General features: G+C 64.2%; 15 protein-coding genes and 1 tRNA gene. 1 reads left to right on the top strand and 15 read right to left on the bottom strand.

Annotation, left to right across the window (positions count from 1 at the left end):
- Positions 1-50 precede the first annotated feature (50 nt).
- From ampD to C8C94_RS13815, 5 genes are read right to left on the bottom strand one after another with little or no spacing between them, the layout of a single operon-like run.
- Positions 51-680 (bottom strand): 1,6-anhydro-N-acetylmuramyl-L-alanine amidase AmpD, encoded by a 630-nt coding sequence (ampD, locus tag C8C94_RS13835; RefSeq protein ID WP_121421118.1) that lies wholly within the window; start codon positions 678-680, stop codon positions 51-53.
- Entirely contained in the window at positions 664-2181 is a 1518-nt protein-coding gene (locus tag C8C94_RS13830) for a sigma-54 dependent transcriptional regulator (RefSeq protein WP_121421117.1), read from the bottom strand. Before C8C94_RS13830 ends, ampD begins: the two co-directional genes overlap by 17 nt.
- An 11-nt stretch (positions 2182-2192) precedes the next feature.
- Entirely contained in the window at positions 2193-3896 is a 1704-nt protein-coding gene (locus tag C8C94_RS13825; RefSeq protein ID WP_121422858.1) for a nitrogen regulation protein NR(II), read from the bottom strand.
- Between the two features lie 8 nt (positions 3897-3904).
- Positions 3905-4132, bottom strand: coding sequence for a PP0621 family protein (locus C8C94_RS13820; RefSeq protein ID WP_121421116.1), 228 nt, complete (start codon positions 4130-4132; stop codon positions 3905-3907).
- Positions 4129-4926 (bottom strand): inner membrane protein YpjD, encoded by a 798-nt coding sequence (locus C8C94_RS13815; protein ID WP_121421115.1) that lies wholly within the window; start codon positions 4924-4926, stop codon positions 4129-4131. Before C8C94_RS13815 ends, C8C94_RS13820 begins: the two co-directional genes overlap by 4 nt.
- A gap of 69 nt (positions 4927-4995) precedes the next feature.
- On the opposite strand from C8C94_RS13815, the gene ffh reads away from it, so the two are divergent.
- On the top strand, positions 4996-6375 hold the full coding sequence (ffh, locus tag C8C94_RS13810; protein ID WP_121421114.1) for a signal recognition particle protein: 1380 nt from the start codon (positions 4996-4998) through the stop codon (positions 6373-6375).
- Between the two features lie 90 nt (positions 6376-6465).
- Here the strand turns inward: ffh and C8C94_RS13805 are convergent, their stop codons facing one another.
- The 10 genes from C8C94_RS13805 to C8C94_RS13755 form a co-directional block, all read right to left on the bottom strand.
- On the bottom strand, positions 6466-7128 hold the full coding sequence (locus tag C8C94_RS13805; protein ID WP_121421113.1) for a C13 family peptidase: 663 nt from the start codon (positions 7126-7128) through the stop codon (positions 6466-6468).
- A gap of 450 nt (positions 7129-7578) precedes the next feature.
- On the bottom strand, positions 7579-9588 hold the full coding sequence (gene mdoH / locus C8C94_RS13795) for a glucans biosynthesis glucosyltransferase MdoH (RefSeq protein WP_121421111.1): 2010 nt from the start codon (positions 9586-9588) through the stop codon (positions 7579-7581).
- The gene (locus C8C94_RS13790) at positions 9561-11132 is read right to left on the bottom strand and encodes a glucan biosynthesis protein G (protein WP_233573468.1); all 1572 of its coding nucleotides are present in this window, start codon (positions 11130-11132) and stop codon (positions 9561-9563) included. The genes mdoH and C8C94_RS13790 overlap by 28 nt, the downstream gene beginning before the upstream one ends.
- A gap of 181 nt (positions 11133-11313) precedes the next feature.
- Positions 11314-12729, bottom strand: a complete 1416-nt coding sequence (locus C8C94_RS13785; protein ID WP_055395011.1) for a sigma 54-interacting transcriptional regulator — start codon at positions 12727-12729, stop codon at positions 11314-11316.
- Between the two features lie 30 nt (positions 12730-12759).
- A complete protein-coding gene (locus C8C94_RS13780; RefSeq protein WP_121422856.1) occupies positions 12760-13380 on the bottom strand; it encodes a hypothetical protein in 621 nt (206 codons plus the stop codon).
- A gap of 55 nt (positions 13381-13435) precedes the next feature.
- Positions 13436-14899, bottom strand: a complete 1464-nt coding sequence (locus C8C94_RS13775) for an ATP-binding protein (RefSeq protein ID WP_121421110.1) — start codon at positions 14897-14899, stop codon at positions 13436-13438.
- Positions 14900-14921: 22 nt separating this feature from the next.
- Positions 14922-16265 (bottom strand): tRNA (N6-isopentenyl adenosine(37)-C2)-methylthiotransferase MiaB, encoded by a 1344-nt coding sequence (miaB, locus tag C8C94_RS13770; protein WP_121422855.1) that lies wholly within the window; start codon positions 16263-16265, stop codon positions 14922-14924.
- Positions 16266-16371: 106 nt separating this feature from the next.
- The gene (locus C8C94_RS13765) at positions 16372-16824 is read right to left on the bottom strand and encodes a hypothetical protein (protein WP_233573467.1); all 453 of its coding nucleotides are present in this window, start codon (positions 16822-16824) and stop codon (positions 16372-16374) included.
- A 207-nt stretch (positions 16825-17031) separates the two neighbouring features.
- A tRNA-Met gene (locus tag C8C94_RS13760) sits at positions 17032-17108 on the bottom strand.
- A 25-nt stretch (positions 17109-17133) separates the two neighbouring features.
- The gene (locus C8C94_RS13755) at positions 17134-17913 is read right to left on the bottom strand and encodes an enoyl-CoA hydratase (protein WP_121421109.1); all 780 of its coding nucleotides are present in this window, start codon (positions 17911-17913) and stop codon (positions 17134-17136) included.
- Between the last annotated feature and the right edge of the window lie 2 nt (positions 17914-17915).

Here is a 17915-nt window from a genome sequence, read left to right as displayed (position 1 = left end):
GCAAGTGCACATAGAAAAAAGTCGCTGAATGTGGCGCTGCCACAGCGCCCTCAGCGGGCGGCTTGAATGTCAGGCCAGGTGGCTGCCGGAAAACGTTGTACGGGCCAGTTCAGTGCTTTTTGTACCTGCGCCCAATCGAAGCCGGAGCCTGGGTCCTGCTTGCGCCCGGGCGCGATGTGCTCATGCCCTGCGATGTGTTCAATGGGGTAGCGCTGTTCGATGTCCTGGCAGAGCGTTGTCAGGGTCTGGTACTGCGCGGGTTCGAACGTAAGCCCTTCAAGGCCTTCAAGTTCAATGCCAATCGAGTCATCGTTGCACTGGCTGCGGCCACGGTAGGCCGACTGGCCAGCATGCCAGGCCCGAAGATCACAGTCCACAAACTGCCAAAGGGCGCCGGTGCGGTCAATGAAGAAATGCGACGAAACGGCCAAACCACGGATGCTCTGGTAGTAGGGGTGTGCGTCCCAGTCCAGCGAGTTGGTGAATAGCTGTTGCACCGCATTCCCGCCATATGTGCCTGGCGGCAAACTGATGGAATGCACCACGATCAGGTCGATGGAGGAACTTGCCGGGGCAGGGCGCACACCATGGTTGGGGGATTCCAGCCTGATCGCTGCACGGTGCCATCCACCGTCCCAATGCGTTGATCTGCCTGGTGCCGCGTCAGCCGATCTCGTCATGCGGGTCCTGGTCATTGGGGACGGCGATGTTCAGCCGGGCGATGCGGTAGCGTATCTGGCGCAGGCTGATGCCCAGCCGGGCTGCGGTGGCGGTTCTGTTGAAACCCGCTTCGCGCAAGGCTCGTATCAGAATGTCCCGCTCCTGCTGGTCCAGCCAGGCCTGAAGGTCATTGGGCAGAGGGACCGAGCAGCCCGTGCTGGCGGCAGGCTGTGGTGGTTGATGGGCAGGCTGCGCCTCGGTGTGGTTGGGGAGGGTAGGGGTTGGTAGCGTCCGCGCCCCCAATGGGATGGGGGTGCCAGAGGGCCAGTCCACATGCAACTCGTCTCCGTCGCTGAGTGCCACGGCCCGGTGCAACAGGTTTTCCAGTTCGCGGACGTTGCCGGTCAGGGGATGTGCGGCAATGGCTTGGAGCGCATGCTCTGTCAGAGAAGGCACAGGCATGCCGGATTCCTGGGCGATGCGCGCCAGAAGTGCGGCACACAGCACAGGCAGATCTTCACGCCGCTCGCGCAACGGGGGGATCACGATTTCGATCACGTTGAGCCGGTAATAGAGATCCTGGCGGAAGCGGCCCGATTGCACGTCGGCGGCCAGGTCGCGGTGTGTGGCGCTCACGATGCGCACATCCACCGTCTCCTCCTGGGTGGAGCCAAGAGGTCGTACGCTGCGCTCCTGGATGGCGCGCAGCAATTTGGACTGCATGGCCAAGGGAAGGTCACCGATTTCGTCCAGAAAAAGCGTGCCGCCACGGGCTGCCTGAAAGTAGCCGTCCCGATCCTGGGTGGCACCGGTGTAAGAGCCTTTACGGGCACCAAAAAATTCTGCCTCCAGCAGGTTTTCTGGGATGGCGCCGCAGTTCACGGCAACCAGGGGACCATCGGCACGCTGGCTGCTGGCATGCAGCGCTTGCGCAACCAGTTCCTTGCCCGTGCCGGATTCCCCATGAATCAGCACGGGCGCCATGCCCCGTGCCACTTTGGCCACGCGCTGCTTGACGTTGCGAATGGCCTCTGAGGTGCCCACCAGCCTGTCCAGTGCGGTGCCCGCTGCCAAGGGGTCTGCGCTGAACGCCCCCTGCCGACCCTGTACGCCGCCGGTGCGTGCGGCCCGGGGCGCGGGGACACCCCCGGTGCCTTGTACGGCCGATGCGACGACCGAGCGGAACTGTTTCAGATCCACGGGTTTGGTCAGATAGTCGAAGGCACCAGAGCGCAGGGCTTCCACGGCGTTCTCGGCGGAGCCATACGCTGTCATGACCACGCAGCGCTCGCGGCGCTGCTGGTCGCGCAGATCCTGCAGCAGTTCCATGCCGAAACCATCGGGCAGGCGCATGTCGGTGATGACGGCGTCAAAGCGGTGGGCCTTGAGCTGTTCGCGCGCCTCCTGGACGCTGGATGCGGTCTCCACCCGATAGCCTTCGCGCAGCAAGGTCAGTTCGTACAAGGTGCGCAGGTCGGGTTCGTCGTCCACGACGAGGATGGAAGCGGTAGGTGCGTTCATGGCAGGGCGTTTCAGACCACGATGGTGTCAAACAGCGTGGCAGCATCGGCAGGGCGTGTGGTGCGGCGAAAGCCGACGGTAAAGGCGTTGCCGCCCACCTCGCCCCGCAAGGTGGTACGGGTCAGCCGCTGGTAGCTGATGGACGCTCCATGGCGCTGGCACAACTCGCGGCAAATATAGAGGCCCAGGCCGCTGGAGCGGCTTTCTGAGGAAAAAAACGGTTCGAACAGGTGGCGCTCCACGGACTTGTCCATGGGGGCCCCGTCGCTCCAGACTTGCAGGCTGGTCTGGCCGGAGGGCAAGGTGCGGGTGGTCACCGTGAGGGAGTCAGGCTCCTGTCCCACATAGCGCAGGGCATTGTCTAGCAGGTTCACGAGCACGCGGCGCAGGTGTTCGGTGTCGAATTCCACCTGCGGATTGCCCGCTTCCAGCATCACTACTGCCCGGCGCTGCACGGGGTCCTGGGCCTGCCAGTCATTCCATATTTGCGACACCGTTTCGTCCAGGGGCAAGGTGGACGCGGGCGCATGGCTGATCTGGTGCTGCACGCGGGCGATGTCCAGTACCTCCTCGGCAATGCGCGCGAGGCGGTCGGCGTTCTGCTGCACCATGTGGGCCAGGCGCTTGTGTGCCGGGTCGTGCAGGTCTTCTTCGAGCAAGGCATTGGCCTGCACGATGGCGGCCAGCGGGTTGCGGATCTCATGGGCCACGGCGGCGGACATGCGGCCCATGGCCGCCAGCTTTTCCGTGCGCAGGCGGGCTTCCATCTCGCGCAGGTCGTGCAGAAACATCACGCACAGGCGCTCGGTCTGCGTCTGCCGCGCTGCCTCGCGCGTCGAAGTCAACCACGTGCGTACATGCAGCCCGGTAGGGCTTTGTCCCGGGTGCAGGAGGTCTACGTCGGCGGTCTGGGGCTGTTCCTGGCGGAATGTGCGCCGAGCCAGGATCACGAGCGGATTCCAGGGTGTCTCGGATGCCAGGATGAATGGCAGCTCGGGCAGCGAGGTGCCCCCGAGCAACTGCAGCCCTGCGGGGTTTGCAATGCGCACAACATCGCTTTCGTCCACGACCAACACCCCATCGGTCAGGTTCTGGATGACCAGTGCGCTGACCTGCGTCTGCACGCGGGCAGCAACCTGGCTTTGCTGCGCCACTTCCTGCTCGCGCGCCAGGCGTGTTGCCAGTTGGTGCACAAGATAGCTCACGATGAAATAGCCTGTGCCAGTCAGCGCGCTTTGCAGGTAGCGCGGTGCGTCGTCGCCCGCAGTGCCCGAGCCGAGCCACCAGGCCCAGCCCAGCAGCAGCAGCGTGACGCCTGCTGTGGTGCCCAGTGCCAAGGTCAGCGTTCCCAGCACGGCTGCCATCAGGATAGGCAAGCCAAACAGGGGGGTGTAGTTCATGGCGCCTGCGTTGAGCAGTTGCAGGGCAGCAATCGCAGCAAGGTCAACACCAATGGAGGGGAGCCACTGGGGGCCGGTCTTGGGTGAAGGCGGTCTGTGCCTGCCGAGCACGCGCAGCATGACGGCGGCCACCAGATAGGCCACACACACTGCCAGCACGGCGGGTTCGGTGGTCTGGTTGATGGCCTGCCCGGCCCCTTGCAGTACCAGCAGGGCCAGTGCGACCATGACGCGGCCTGTCAGAAAACCGCGCCACAGGCGCACAAATGGCGCATCCATGGTGGACGCAAAGGTACTTGCGGACAGCGGTGGCATGGTCGGCTTCACACCGGGCCCAGGCGCCGGTGTTCTGTGCAGCAGTAGGCTTGTTCGCCCACCATCAGTGCGTCTGCCTGCGGAATGTGAACGCCGCAGTGGGCGCAGGCCAGCATGTTCTGCGGGAGGGCCAGCGGAGGTGCAGGCGTTTTGGAAGCGTTTGCCTCTGGCGCGCGTCGGCTGCGCCAGATACCGATGGCGATGGCCAGAACCACCAGCAAGACCAGGTATTTCATGCGCTGCGGCCCAGGACGACTTCCATGACAAAGCGGGAGCCCACATAGGCCAGCAACAGCAGCGCTGATCCGGCGTAGAGCACGCGCACGGCATTGCGTCCCCGCCACCCGAAGCGTGCTCTGCCCACCAGCAACGTGGCAAACGTGATCCAGGACAGCAGCGAGAACACGGCCTTGTGGTCCCACCGCCAGGCCCTGCCGTACAGCGTGTCACCAAACAGCCAGCCCGCCAGCAGCGTGGCAGTCAGCAGGATGAAGCCCGCCGTCACAAACCGGAAGGTCAGGCGCTCCAGCGTGAGCAGGGGGATGCCGCTGTGGGGGTCTTCGGCCTGCCGGATGCGTTGCTCTGCGCGTGTCATCAGCCAGGCGTGCACCACGGCGGCGGCAAACAAGCCATAGCAGGCAATGCCCAGCGCCAGGTGCAGCGGCAGCCAGGCGGAAGCCGTCACATGCAGCGGCTGGCCCGGAAAGAGCATCGCCAGCACAATGGCAACCGCCCCCAGCGCTGCCAGTATCCAGCGTGACTGCATCTGCGGAAACAGCTGCCGCTCTACCGCGTACACCGTCAGCACCAGCCAGGCGGTCATCGACAAGGCGGGTGCAAAACCAAATCGGGGGGAATCGCCCCACAGGCCCCATACCAGCACGGCGCCATGCAGCAACCAGGCCACCAGCAGTGCATTGCGCGCCGCTGTAGCGCCCAGCCGCGAGGCTGCGGCAGCCGGAACGGCGTATGCCACGGCAGCGGCCAGGGCCAGGAGCCAGCTGGCAGGGGAAGCACTGGGTAAAATCATGGATCGCAGTTTAGCCTTTCGCCCCACCGCCAGCACCCTGGCGCGCAGGCAACACCGGACATCTCCCCTATGGCCTCCGCCCTTACCGACAAACTCACGCGCCTCGTCAAGGAGATGCGTGGCCAGGCCCGTATCACCGAAACCAACGTGCAGGACATGCTGCGCGAGGTGCGCATGGCCCTGCTCGAAGCCGATGTGGCCCTGCCGGTGGTGCGCGATTTCATCGCCCGTGTCAAAGAGAAGGCCCTGGGCCAGGAAGTGCTGGGCTCGCTCAAGCCGGGGCAGACGCTGGTCAGCATCGTCAATCGTGAACTGGCCGCCACCATGGGCGAGGGCGTGGCTGACATCAACCTGGCCGCCCAGCCGCCCGCCGTGATCCTGATGGCGGGTCTGCAAGGCGCGGGCAAGACCACCACCACGGCCAAGCTGGCCAAGCACCTGATCGAAAAGCGCAAGAAGAAGGTGCTGACCGTGTCGGGCGACGTGTACCGCCCGGCCGCTATCGAGCAGCTCAAGACGGTGACCAAGCAGGCCGGTGCCGAATGGTTTCCCAGCACGCCCGACCAGAAGCCGCTCGACATCGCCCACGCCGCACTGGACTACGCCAAGAAGCACTACTTTGACGTGCTGCTGGTCGATACGGCGGGTCGCCTGGCCATCGATGAAGCCCTGATGAAGGAAATCAAGGACCTGCACGCCGCGCTGAACCCGGTCGAAACCTTGTTCGTGGTTGATGCCATGCAGGGCCAGGACGCGATCAACACGGCCAAGGCCTTCAAGGAAGCGCTGCCGCTCACTGGCATCGTGCTCACCAAGCTCGACGGCGATTCGCGCGGCGGCGCTGCGCTGTCCGTGCGCCAGATCACGGGCGCGCCCATCAAGTTTGCGGGTGTGTCTGAAAAGCTCGATGGCCTGGAGGTGTTCGATGCCGAGCGCCACGCGGGCCGCATTCTGGGCATGGGCGACATCGTGGCCCTGGTGGAGCAGGTCACCGCCGGGGTGGACATGGAGGCCGCGCAAAAGCTGGCGGCCAAGGTCAAGAGTGGCGACGGGTTCGATCTGAACGACTTCCTGTCGCAGATCCAGCAGATGAAGCAGATGGGCGGGCTCTCCAGCCTGATGGACAAGCTGCCGTCTCAGTTGACTGCCAAGGCAGGCGCACTGGACATGGACAAGGCCGAGAAGGACATCAAACGCAAGGAGGGCATCATCCAGAGCATGACGCCGCTGGAGCGCCGCAAGCCCGAACTCATCAAGGCTACGCGCAAGAAGCGCATCGCCAACGGGGCGGGTGTGCAGGTGCAAGAGGTCAACCGCTTGCTCAAGGAGTTTGAGCAGATGCAGGGCATGATGAAGAAGATGAAGGGCGGCGGCCTGATGAAGATGATGAAGAAGATGGGCGGGATGAAGGGTATGGGCGGGGGCGGCATGCCCAAGATGCCTTTCTGAGCCCCCGGCGCTGAAATGCAAAAACCCTGAAGAGGCACGGCTTCTTCAGGGTTTTTTGCATTCGGGGGAGACGGGCTTGTGGCGGCCGGCTTATGGCGCTTTCGGTGCTTGCAACCAGTTCTTGAGAGGTTGATTCGCCCAGGCCTTGGCCTCGTCACCGACAAAGATGCGCGGCTGGGATGCGGGGACCTTGCGGCGCTTTTCCTGCGCTGCGATGGATTTCTGCGCCTCGCCCATCCAGTCGGTCACCGAACGGTTTTGTGCGCCCGCCTGGCCAAACAGCGCTTCGGCAAACGGTGTGTGGTCGCCTTTGTATTGGCAATTGAAAGTGGTGCGGCGGGCGTCCGTGGCAGTGAGCAGCACGCGATTCGGAGCTTTCAGGGGCTCGATGAACGCGCCGCTGTAGCAGGCGGAAAGCACCACCAGCGTTGGCACATCGTTGAGCGGGGCCAGCGCATTGCTAAGGATTTGGGGGGTGAGCGGCGGCAGGTGTTTGCCGCCCGCGTTGATGTTGAGCAGACCGGGGTTGCTGTGGGTCGAAATGAGCAGCAGAACGCGGTCTCGCGGGCGCGCCACTTCGGCCATTTTGGACATCACCAGCGCGAAGTTCTCGGGGGTGGCCTGCGGCCAGTCGGCGCTCTGATCGCGTGCCGGGTTGGCCAGCTTGAGCATCAGCGCATTCGGATCGATGTCTTTGACCAGCTTTTCGGCCAGAAGCACGTCGTTGCGGAAAACCTTGGATTGCGAATGCATCGCAAATCCCGCAAAAATGATGCGCCCAGGGGGCTCGGGTGGTGGAGCCGGTGGCGCTGGTGCAACGACCGGGGCCGGTGCTGCCACAGGAGCCTGTGCCGTGGGTACGGCGCAGCCAGTGATGACAAGGGCCAGGGCGAGTGCGCTGGCATGGCGCAACCGCCGACGGGCGGCAGTGAAAAACAGAGACGATTGCATCGATGACAGGGCCGCTCACCGCAGGAACCGCGATGAATCGGTTTCACGCACAGGGGCCGGTTGGAAGGGATGCGTATCGTAACGGTGCCCCAACAACGGGGGGGCGCCACCCCGCTGCTGGTTAATTTGCTGTTTTTCGGTGCTAGCGCTTATTGGTAAGCATTTTATTGCTATAAATAAAATAGCAATCGCAAAAAAGCCGGTGCATGCACCGGCTTGTGGCTTGTGGCTTGTGGGGCAATTGTCACATGCCTACAACGCTGCCAGCGGCGCTGGCCGTGCCAGCCGGCTTGCATGCAGCCAGGCTCGGCGCAGCACCGGCGGTGACCAGGACTCCTCGGGGATCAGCAACAGGCGTTGTGCGCGCATGGCCTTGCCCAACGCGATCTGGCTGGTGAACACGGCCAGCGGTATGGCCAGCGCCAGGGGCAGGCCCACAGGCATGAGCCACAGCAGGGCGCTGCTATCGATCACGGCGACACCCACTGCCAGCAGGGCAATCACCAGGCTCATGGGTGCCAGCTGGCGCACGGCGTGGCGCCAGGGCACGGCATGGGCTTCGCGCGGAGGCGATTTCCATTCCAGCTTCAGGCCGGTGAGCGCAATCAGCACGAACAGCGAATGCGCCAGCATGCGGATGGGGGCCTGCAGGATGGCCAGCACGCTCTCCAGCGCGGCGCTCTTGAGCAGGCTGACGGCACCGCCGTATTCCTTTTGCTCGCGGCGCATGAACACGGCGGCCACACCCAGGATGCGGGGCAGGAACAGCATGCACAGTGTCCAGGCCCACAGCGACAGCAATTCGGCTGGCAGGATGTGCCAGTCGGCCACGAGCTTGGCGCCCGACAGCCACAGCGCCGTGCCCAGTGTCAGGAAGGCGAGCCACAGCGGCGCCGACAGGTAGGCCATGGCACCCGTGATGAACATCGAGCGGTGCACCGCGTGGATGCCGGGCTCGGCCATCAAGCGTGCGTTTTGCAGGTTGCCCTGGCACCAGCGACGGTCGCGCTGCAGTTCGGCCAGCAGGTCGGGGGGTTGCTGTTCATAGCTGCCAATCAGGTCCGACACCAGCCACACGTGGTAGCCAGCGCGGCGCATCAGCGCGGCTTCGACAAAGTCGTGCGACATGATGCCGCCCGCCAGGCCACCATTGCCCTTGATGGGCGCGAGGGCGCAGTGTTCCATGAAGGGTGCCACGCGAATGATCGCGTTGTGGCCCCAGTAGTGGGATTCACCCAGCTGCCAGTACTGCATGCCCAGCGTAAACAGGCGACCGGTGACGCGTGAGGCGAACTGCTGCGCGCGGGCGTGCAGCGTGACGTGGCCGATGGCCTGGGTTGCCGTCTGGATGATGCCCGCCGTGGGGTTGGCTTCCATGAGCTTGGCCATCGAGACGATGCAGTCACCGCTCATCACGCTGTCGGCGTCCAGCACCACCATGTAGCGGTAGTCCTTGCCCCAGCGGCGGCAGAAGTCGGCCACATTGCCGGCCTTGCGGTGCGTGCGGCGGGCGCGCAGGCGGTAGTACACCTGCACCTGGGGTTGCTGGCTGTGCTGCGCCAGGGCGCTGCGCAGTTCCTCCCAGGCGGCGCGTTCAGCCTGGGCGATGGCGGGGTCATAGCTGTCGGACAGCACAAACACGTCGAAGGTGGCCCCGTGGCCGGTCGATGCCACCGACTCGCACGTTGCCCGCAACCCCGCAAACACGGTGGCCACGTCCTCGTTGCAGATCGGCATGATGATGGCCGTGCGCGCGTCGGGTGCCAGTTCATGCTCCACCACACTGCGCACGGACAGCGCATGCCTGTCGCCGCGCAGCATGACCCAAAAGCCCATCAAGCCGGTGAGAAAGCCGGTGACCACCCAGGCCGACAGCAGGGCAAACAGCGCGATCTGCCCATAGCCCAGCCACGGGTTCTCATACTCAGGCTGCACGCCGGCAAACAGGAAACTCGCCAGGGCCGTGGTCAGCACCGTCAGCACCGCAAAGGTCCAGCGGCGGCGCTGCGCAGCACCCTCCCATTCCTGGGCTGGCCGGTTTTCGGGCGATGCGGGAGGGCTGGTTTCGGTGCGACCGGTCAGCTTGAGAAGCAGGGCTGTGCCCATGCTGTTCCAGAAGCCGCGCCAGGGCACGGGTGCCATGGAACCCCGGTGGACGGGCGGCGCGGTGACGGCATTGGGATGCCGTTCCTCGCGCAGCGTGCTGCGTTGGGGGTGATGGGGCACCGGGGGGCTTACTCGGGAAGAATGATGTGCGTCCATGTTTCACTCACAGCGTTGTTGTCGTGTTGAAGAAAAGCGCGCAGCTCGATCGGTCGATCGGCCTTTTGGCGCTGTACGCGAACGGTCATGCGCCACTGCTCGGTGGCGGGATTGCGGTAGACGATGTTTTCCAGCACCTTGCCGTTGGCATCGCTGGTCACCACGGCTTTCACGGTGGCGTCAGCGGGCAAAGCCTTGAGGGCGGGGCCGTCGAAATCGACCACATACTGCGCCTGCTGGCGCAAGGCGGCAGCGGTCTCTTTGGTGTAGCCCACGCCCCGGCGCGATTGCATGGCCCAGGCCCCGGGCGGCCGCTGCTGTTCATCGCCTTGCCAGCTCAGCTCGTAGGCAAATTCCAGGGGCTGGCCGGGGGCGGGCATCTGGGCGGGTACCCAATACGCCACGATGTTGTCGTGCGTTTCGTCGGGGGTGTTGAGCTGCACCAGTTCGACGCGGCCAGCGCCCCAGTCGTGCAGGGGGCGCACCCAGGCACTTGGGCGGCGCTCATAGCGGGCTTCCACGTCCTCATAGTTCGACCATTGGCGGTCGCGCTGCATCAGGCCAAAGCCTTTGGGATTTTTGGTGGCAAACGATGTGACCAGCGTCTGCTTGGGGTTTTGCAGCGGACGCCAGAGCCATTCGCCCTCGCCCGTGGCAATCATCAGCCCGTCGGAGTCATGGACCTCGGGCCGGAAGTCTTCTTTGCGGGGCTGGTTCTCGCCAAAGAAAAACATGCTGGTCAAGGGCGCAATGCCCAGCGTGGCGATGGGCTTGCTGCCCGTGCTGGGCCGCACAAAAATGCGGCTGCGCACGGTGGTGGTGGTCTGCGTCCCCGGCTGGATGTCGAAGCGGTAGGCGCCGGTGGCACGGGGCGAATCCAGCAGCGCATACACGGTGACCTGTGTGGACAAGGGATCGGGCCGCACCAGCCAGAACTCGGTGAAGCGTGGGAACTCTTCGCCACTGCCACCCACGGTGTCGATGGCCAGCCCGCGCGCTGACAGGCCGTATTGCTGACCCTTGCCCAGTGCGCGGAAGTAGCTGGCGCCCTGGAAGACCACCAGCTCATCCTTGTAGGCGCTGGAGTTGAGGTGGTTGTGCAGGCGAAAGCCCGCAAAGCCGAGGTCGCCCCAGGCCTCAGGCCGCACCTGGTTCTTGCCGTAGTCGAAGTCCGCGCGGCTGTAGCCGATGTGGCGCGCGCCCTGCGGTGTCACCTCGTTGATCAGCACCGGCTCCTTCTGGTACAGGCCCAGGTGGAAGAACATGGCCTCGAACGGCAGCTTTTCGGCGCGCCACAGGGCACGATCGGGGCGCCAGCGGATGTCGCGCACCTGGTCGTAGTTGAGTTTGGCGAGGTCGGCGGGGAGCTTGTCGCTGGATGCGCGATAGGGCTTCTCCGCCCGTTCCCGGGCGATGCGGGTGACGCTGTCGAAATCGAAGCTCTGGGCCTGTGCGGCGCCTGCCAACAGGGTGGCGGCCAGCGCTATCGCGGCCTGTTGGAGGCGGCCGGTGAAGCGTGAACAGTGAGAAAAAACAGCTTGCATGCTGAGACTAGGGCAAACCCTGTGCCAGCTTCAAAAAACTGTTTTAAATCAATGGGTTAAGTCATCAATTGCATGTAAGCAGTTGTGCGACTCGTGGATTGGGGGGGAAATCCAGTGTTTTTGTCGCCGAATGGCGACAGTGTGGCAAGGCGCTAGAGAAAAACTGAATCAAATCAACGACCTAGTCGTGTCGCTCATCAGCGACGTCTTCGTTGTCCACAGCGTCGTTCTTGAAGTTTCCGGGGGTCAATGCGTGCTTTTGCAGCAGCCGGTAGAACTCCGTGCGGTTGCGCTGTGCCAGGCGCGCCGCGTCGGCTACATTGCCATCCGTCATCTTGAGCAGGCCCACCAGGTACTCGCGCTCAAACCTTTGCCGGGCCTCGGCAAAGCTCAGCACCTGGGTAGATGGCGTGCGCAGCGCGCGCTGCACCAGCGTCAGGGGCACCAGGGGCGTGGTGGACAGGGCACACACCTGTTCGACGACGTTGTAGAGCTGGCGCACGTTGCCAGGCCAGGCTGCCAGGGTCAGTGCCTTGAGCGCCTCGGGTGCAAAACCTGACAGGCGCTTGTCGTACTTGCGCGCCAGCTTGTCGAGAAAGTGGTTGGCCAGCAGCGCGATGTCTTCGCGCCGATCTCCCAGGGTGGGCAGCGCCAGCGTGACCACATTGAGCCGGTAGTACAGGTCTTCGCGGAACTGGGCCGTGGCCATGGCGGCTTCCAGGTCGCGGTGCGTGGCCGAGATGATGCGCACGTCGATGGGAATCGACTGGCTGGCACCCACGGGGCGCACCGCGCGTTCCTGCAGCACCCGCAGCAGCTTGACCTGCAGGGCGGGCGGCATGTCGCCAATCTCGTCGAGCAACAAGGTGCCGCCTTCCGCCGCCTGGAACAGCCCCTTGTGGTTGCTCACTGCGTCGGTAAAGGCCCCTTTGACGTGGCCGAACAGTTCGGATTCGAGAAGGGCTTCGGGGATGGCGCCGCAGTTGACCGCCACAAAGGGGTGGCGCGCGCGCGGGCTGGCGCGGTGGATGGCCTGGGCCAGCAGCTCCTTGCCCGAGCCGCTATCGCCCAGCAGCAGCACACTGGCGTCCGACTGGGCCACCATGTAGGCCTCGGCCAGCAGGTCGGTCATGCGGTTGGAACGGCTCACGATGTCGGCACGCCATGCTTCATGGGCGTGGGCATGTGTGACGGCGGGGGCGCTCAGGGCAAGTGCCTGGGCAATCTTTTCCAGCAGTTCTTTGCCGTCGTAGGGCTTGGTGAGGTAGGTGAACACCCCGCGCGAAGTGGCTTCCACCGCGTCGGGAATGGTGCCGTGGGCTGTGAGCAGGATGACCGGCAGCGAAGGGTGTCGCGCACGCACTTCGTCGAACAGCGCGAGGCCATCACGCCCAGGTAGGCGCACATCGCTCAGCACGAGCTGTGGGCGTGCCATGTCCAGCTGCGCCAAGGCCGCCTCGGCCGAGCCCACGGCGACCACGTCGTATCCGGCGGCCTGCAAGCGCAGCGACAGCAGCCGCAGCATGTCGGCATCGTCGTCCACCACAAGGACGCGGGCGCGGGGCGTTGTGCGGGATGGGGTGGGGGCAGCTGCCATGGCGGTTTCCTTTGACACCTTCATGAGCGATCAGGGCGTGGGGCGCTGGGGGCTACTGCCCGGGGGCGAGGTGGGGGCGCCAGGAAGCGGGGCCGGGCGCGTGGTCAGGCTGCGTTCGATGGCGCGCACGGCCTCCAGCCGTTCGTTGAGCTGGTCGTTGCGGCGCTGCGCCTCGCGCAGTTGCTGGCCCTGCCGCTCCAGCTGGTCTTCCAGCCTGCGTTGCTGCAGAAGCCGCGACTCCATCAGCCGCGCCAGGGGGTGGAGGGCTTGTGCCGCTGCCGTGGTGTTGCTCATCACCCGCTGCACCAAGCCCAGGGCACGGGCCGTATCGACGGGCTGGCGCGTCTGGGCCAATGCTGTTGCCAGAAGTAGGGGGGTCTCCACCGAGGCATCTTCCGCCTCGCCCAGGCGGGCAATCTCCTTGGCCAGCTCTGCAGGGGCCATGCGCAGGGTACGGTCCGTTTGAGCCAGCACCTGCAGGACCGGGGCGGCATCCGAAGGAGCGCTGGTGGCGGCGGCCGGGTTGGGGCTGGGGGATTCCGTAGCGACCGGGGTTGGCGTGGGGGCGGTCATGGGCGGAACAGGTGCCGCAACCGCTTGGGGCGCCGTCGCATTGCATCCGGCCAACGTGATGGCTGCAGCCAGCAACATCACCCATACCGGAAAGTCCAGGGCGCGCATGTTGGTGGGGTGGACGGGAAGACAACTAGGCAGCATGCGGTAGTTCCATGCGAAAAAAGGTGTGGACGCCATCTTCCACCAACCGCACCTGGCCGCCGTGGGCGACGATGTACTCTTGGACGATGGAAAGCCCGATGCCGGTGCCGCGCACTGCGTCGTCCGGCTGGCGGATGCCACGGTAAAAAGGTTCGAACACGCGGTCACGGTCTGCCTGGGCCACACCGGGGCCCTGGTCCGAAACGTCCACGCGCACGCAACCCGCATGGCGCGAGAGGGATAGCCGCACCGTTCCCCCTTTGGGCGAAAATCGAATGGCGTTGGACAGCAGGTTGCTGATTGCCGAGGCGATTTTGTCGGCGTCAATGGGCAGAGAGATTGCGGATCCTTCCACCAGCACCCGCAGGCCCCGGGCCTGCCATTGCAGCCGCTGGGCTTCCACCTGGGCTTCCAGCAGCGCGAGCAGATCGGTGTCGCGCCGCTGCAGCTGGCGTGCCTCGAAGGCTGCAGCATTAAAGCGCAGCAAGGCTTCAATCTCACCTTGCAAAACCAATGTGTTGTGGTGAAGGATCTGTGTAACTTCGCGCTGGTCGGTATTGAGTTCACCGGTCACACCGTCCTGCAGCAGCGCCACGCCCTCGCGCATCGCGGCCAGCGGCGTCTTGAGTTCGTGCGAGACATGGCGCAGGAAGCGGGCCTTGTCCGAATCCAGTTCCAGCAGCCTCAGGCGCAGCCATTCCAGCTGCTGCCCCACGCGGCGTACGTCGTCGGGGCCGGAGATCACCACGGGCGCTTCAAGCTGGTTCTCGCCCAACCGCCGGATCGTGCCTTCCAGCCGCTTGAAAGGACGGGCAAGCCAGATGCCCAGCGCCAGGGCCAGGACGAGAGCCAGGACGATCACCCCTACCACCTGGTGCGTCACGTTGCGGCGGCTCGCTTCCACCCGGTCCTGCAGCGCGCGGTTACGTTGTGCATTGATCTCCTGGACCGATTGCACGATGGTGGTATGCAGCGCTTCAAGCGTGACAAATTCTTCCGCTACCCGTTGCTCGTTTTCCAGGGCCCGTTCCGGCGGTGCATCCAGCAGTGCCTTCACGGCGTCAAGATGCGCACGCCACTGGCTGGCCTGGTCTTCGGGAAGGCCGCCCTGGTGCAACTGGTCGAGAACGGCTTGTGCCTCTACGGACATTTCGTTGAAGCTGCGCCGCAGCGGCGCATCCCGCAGCACCAGGGACTGGCGTGCCGCGCGTTCCAGGGCCTGCCCGCGCTGGTTCAATGCCTGGGCCGCTGTGCTCAGCGTGGTGGCCTCGGCGGCACCAAGCCGACTTTGCACCATGAGCTGTTCCAGGGTGTACAGCGCCCGCAACGAGCTGACCCCCAGCAGTCCCGCTATGAGCAGGAAGGCCAGCAGCAAAAGCTGCTGGAACGAGAGGCCGTGCAGCGGGCCGTCGGCCTTGCGAAGATCCGCGCTTGGCGGGGTGTCTGCCGTCATTGCCACGGGCGCCGGGTGCGCGTCAGGCTGCGACTGCCGCCTCGCGGGTGAGCACTTCGCCGCGCAGCGTGTAGGCCTTGGCTTCGGTGATGGTGACATCCACCATCTGGCCTACCAGGCGTGACTGACCCACAAAGTTCACCACGCGGTTGCATTCGGTACGGCCCATCAGCTCGGTGGTATCGCGCTTGGAAGCGCCTTCTACCAGGATGCGCTGTACCGTGCCCACGCGGCTTTCGCTGATGGACTTGATGTTGGCGTTGATGACGCCTTGCAGGTGCTGCAGGCGGCGCAGCTTTACGTCGTGCGGCGTGTCGTCGTGCAGGCCAGCCGCTGGGGTGCCGGGGCGGGGGCTGAAGATGAAGCTGAAGCTGTTGTCAAAGTGGATGTCGTCAATCAACTTCATCATCTTGTTGAAGTCGTCTTCGGTCTCGCCGGGGAAGCCCACGATGAAGTCGCTGCTCATGGCCAGGTCAGGTCGGATGGCGCGCAGCTTGCGCACCGTGCTCTTGTATTCCATGGCGGTGTAGCCGCGCTTCATGGCCATCAGGATGCGGTCGCTGCCGTGCTGCACAGGCAGGTGCAAGTGGCTGGCCAGCTTGGGCAGCTTGGCATAGGCCTCGATCAGCCGAGGGGTGAACTCATTGGGGTGGCTGGTGGTGTAGCGGATGCGCTCGATGCCCGGGATGTCGGACACGTATTCGAGCAGCAGGGCAAAGTCGGCAATCTCGGCCGTGCCACCCATCTTGCCCAGGTAGGCGTTCACGTTCTGGCCCAGCAGGGTAATTTCCTTCACGCCCTGGTCGGCCAGCCCTGCCACTTCCACCAGCACGTCGTCAAACGGGCGGCTCACCTCTTCGCCCCGGGTGTACGGAACCACGCAGTAGCTGCAGTATTTGCTGCAGCCTTCCATGATCGACACAAAGGCCGAGGCGCCCTCCACGCGCGCGGGCGGCAAGTGGTCGAACTTCTCGATCTCAGGAAAACTGATGTCCACCTGCGGCTTGTCCAGGCGCTCGCGCTGGTTCAGCATCTCGGGCAGGCGGTGCAGGGTTTGGGGTCCAAACACCACGTCCACGTAGGGCGCGCGCTTGATGATCTCGGCGCCCTCTTGGCTGGCCACGCAGCCACCCACGCCAATCTTCACGCCGCGTGCCTTCAGGTGCTTGATGCGGCCCAGGTCGCTGAAGACTTTCTCCTGCGCTTTCTCGCGCACGGAGCAGGTGTTGAAGAGGATGAGGTCGGCTTCGTCCACGTTCTGCGTGGGCTCGTAGCCCTGGGCGGCATTGAGCACGTCGGCCATCTTGTCCGAGTCGTACTCGTTCATCTGGCAGCCGAAGGTTTTGATGAAGACTTTTTTGGCCATGGCAGGCTCTCTTGCAATCAGAAAGAAAAAGGGCGGAGCACCGCAGCACACCGCAAACATTCAAGGACCGCGCCGGGACACAGGGCGCGGCTGATGGGTCAACGCATCACTTGCGGATGGCGTCGTACTCGGAGCGGTAGTTGTGCTCGACCGTATCGCTGCCCTTGCGGGGCTGCTCGGCTTCGCCCTGGGTCAGGATCCAGGCGGTGATCAGCATGCCGGTGCTGTTTTCGATCACGTAGTTCACCTTGTAGCTCTGCCCCAGCACCGTGTGCATCATGACCAGCGTGTTCTGAGGGCTCAGCAGGCGCATGCCAGGCGCCAGGCGGATGGTGCGGCCATTGAGCGTGGCCTCCGATGCCGTGTTGAGGGTCAGGGTGCCGTGCTGGGCCGCATCGGGAAAGGTCCGCATGCCGCCAAGCCCGGGCTGTACCTGGGCGGACACCGGCAGGGTGCCGCAGAGCAGGGCGCAGGCCACAGCCGCGATGAGCTTTCGCGCGGGTGCCGTCGGCGAAGTGAGGGAGGAAGCAGGCGAGGAAGTCGTGGTGCAGCGGTTCATGGTTTACATCCAGGGGCTGAAACAGCGATTCTAAAAGCGGGGCCAATCCCGCAGTTCTCAAAAATAATAGCTGCTCGCGCTTGTCTTTAAAGGACTTCCAGCAGTTTTCACTTGAAAACCAATGGTGCCAAGCGTCGGCAGCTATGATTTTTGCGGCGCGGCTGACCAATAAAAAACCCACAGTGCGCAGGCACTGTGGGTTGGATTTGGTGGTCGTAGGTGGACTTGAACCACCGACATCAGCATTATGAATGCTGCGCTCTAACCAACTGAGCTATACGACCGCAGTCCAAGATTATAGAACAAAAATTATTGGTGTGTGAAGTTCGCTGCGCGCTTGTTCATGAAAGCGTCCATGCCTTCCTTCTGGTCCTGGGTGGAGAACAGGGCGTGGAAGAGGCGGCGCTCGAACATCACACCGTCCGACAGGCTGCCTTCGAAGGCGCGGTTGACCGACTCCTTGGCCGCCATCACGGCGATCTGGGAGAAGCCTGCAATGATGATGGCGGCACCCAGTGCTTCGTCCATGAGCTTGTCGTAGGGCACCACGCGGCTGACCAGGCCGGAGCGCTCGGCTTCCACCGCGTCCATCATGCGGCCGGTCAGGGCCATGTCCATCGCCTTGGATTTGCCCACGGCACGCGGCAGACGCTGCGTACCGCCTGCGCCGGGGATCACGCCCAGTTTGATTTCGGGTTGGCCGAATTTGGCGTTTTCAGCGGCGATGATGAAATCGCACATCATGGCCAACTCGCAGCCACCGCCCAGCGCAAAACCGCTGACAGCGGCAATGACGGGCTTGCGGATGGAGCGGATCGCTTCCCAGTTGCGGGTGATGTAGTCGCCCTTGTAAGTGTCTGCGAAACTGTATTTCGCCATGGCGCCAATGTCGGCGCCTGCGGCAAACGCCTTTTCACTGCCTGTGACGATGATGCAGCCGATTTTTTCGTCTGCATCAAAGGCCTTCAGTGCCGAGCCCAGCTCATCCATGAGCTGGTCGTTCAGCGCGTTGAGCTGCTTGGGCCGGTTGAGCGTGACGATACCAACCTTGTCCGCCTCAATGCGAACCTCGATAGTTTCGTAAGACATGA

Source organism: Acidovorax sp. 94 (genome assembly GCF_003634645.1).
GTDB lineage: Bacteria > Pseudomonadota > Gammaproteobacteria > Burkholderiales > Burkholderiaceae_C > Acidovorax > Acidovorax facilis.
Note: the sequence above shows the minus strand (reverse complement) of the source record. Positions and strands in the feature narration are given on the sequence as shown.

Excerpts from the sequence above, each read along its gene's own strand:
- ampD (WP_121421118.1), bottom strand. The coding sequence starts at position 680 with ATGACGAGATCGGCTGACGCGGCACCAGGCAGATCAACGCATTGGGAC.
- C8C94_RS13830 (WP_121421117.1), bottom strand. The coding sequence starts at position 2,181 with ATGAACGCACCTACCGCTTCCATCCTCGTCGTGGACGACGAACCCGAC.
- C8C94_RS13825 (WP_121422858.1), bottom strand. The coding sequence starts at position 3,896 with ATGCCACCGCTGTCCGCAAGTACCTTTGCGTCCACCATGGATGCGCCA.
- C8C94_RS13820 (WP_121421116.1), bottom strand. The coding sequence starts at position 4,132 with ATGAAATACCTGGTCTTGCTGGTGGTTCTGGCCATCGCCATCGGTATC.
- C8C94_RS13815 (WP_121421115.1), bottom strand. The coding sequence starts at position 4,926 with ATGATTTTACCCAGTGCTTCCCCTGCCAGCTGGCTCCTGGCCCTGGCC.
- ffh (WP_121421114.1), top strand. The coding sequence starts at position 4,996 with ATGGCCTCCGCCCTTACCGACAAACTCACGCGCCTCGTCAAGGAGATG.
- C8C94_RS13805 (WP_121421113.1), bottom strand. The coding sequence starts at position 7,128 with ATGCATTCGCAATCCAAGGTTTTCCGCAACGACGTGCTTCTGGCCGAA.
- mdoH (WP_121421111.1), bottom strand. The coding sequence starts at position 9,588 with ATGGACGCACATCATTCTTCCCGAGTAAGCCCCCCGGTGCCCCATCAC.
- C8C94_RS13790 (WP_233573468.1), bottom strand. The coding sequence starts at position 11,132 with ATGCAAGCTGTTTTTTCTCACTGTTCACGCTTCACCGGCCGCCTCCAA.
- C8C94_RS13785 (WP_055395011.1), bottom strand. The coding sequence starts at position 12,729 with ATGGCAGCTGCCCCCACCCCATCCCGCACAACGCCCCGCGCCCGCGTC.
- C8C94_RS13780 (WP_121422856.1), bottom strand. The coding sequence starts at position 13,380 with ATGTTGCTGGCTGCAGCCATCACGTTGGCCGGATGCAATGCGACGGCG.
- C8C94_RS13775 (WP_121421110.1), bottom strand. The coding sequence starts at position 14,899 with ATGACGGCAGACACCCCGCCAAGCGCGGATCTTCGCAAGGCCGACGGC.
- miaB (WP_121422855.1), bottom strand. The coding sequence starts at position 16,265 with ATGGCCAAAAAAGTCTTCATCAAAACCTTCGGCTGCCAGATGAACGAG.
- C8C94_RS13765 (WP_233573467.1), bottom strand. The coding sequence starts at position 16,824 with ATGAACCGCTGCACCACGACTTCCTCGCCTGCTTCCTCCCTCACTTCG.
- C8C94_RS13755 (WP_121421109.1), bottom strand. The coding sequence starts at position 17,913 with ATGTCTTACGAAACTATCGAGGTTCGCATTGAGGCGGACAAGGTTGGT.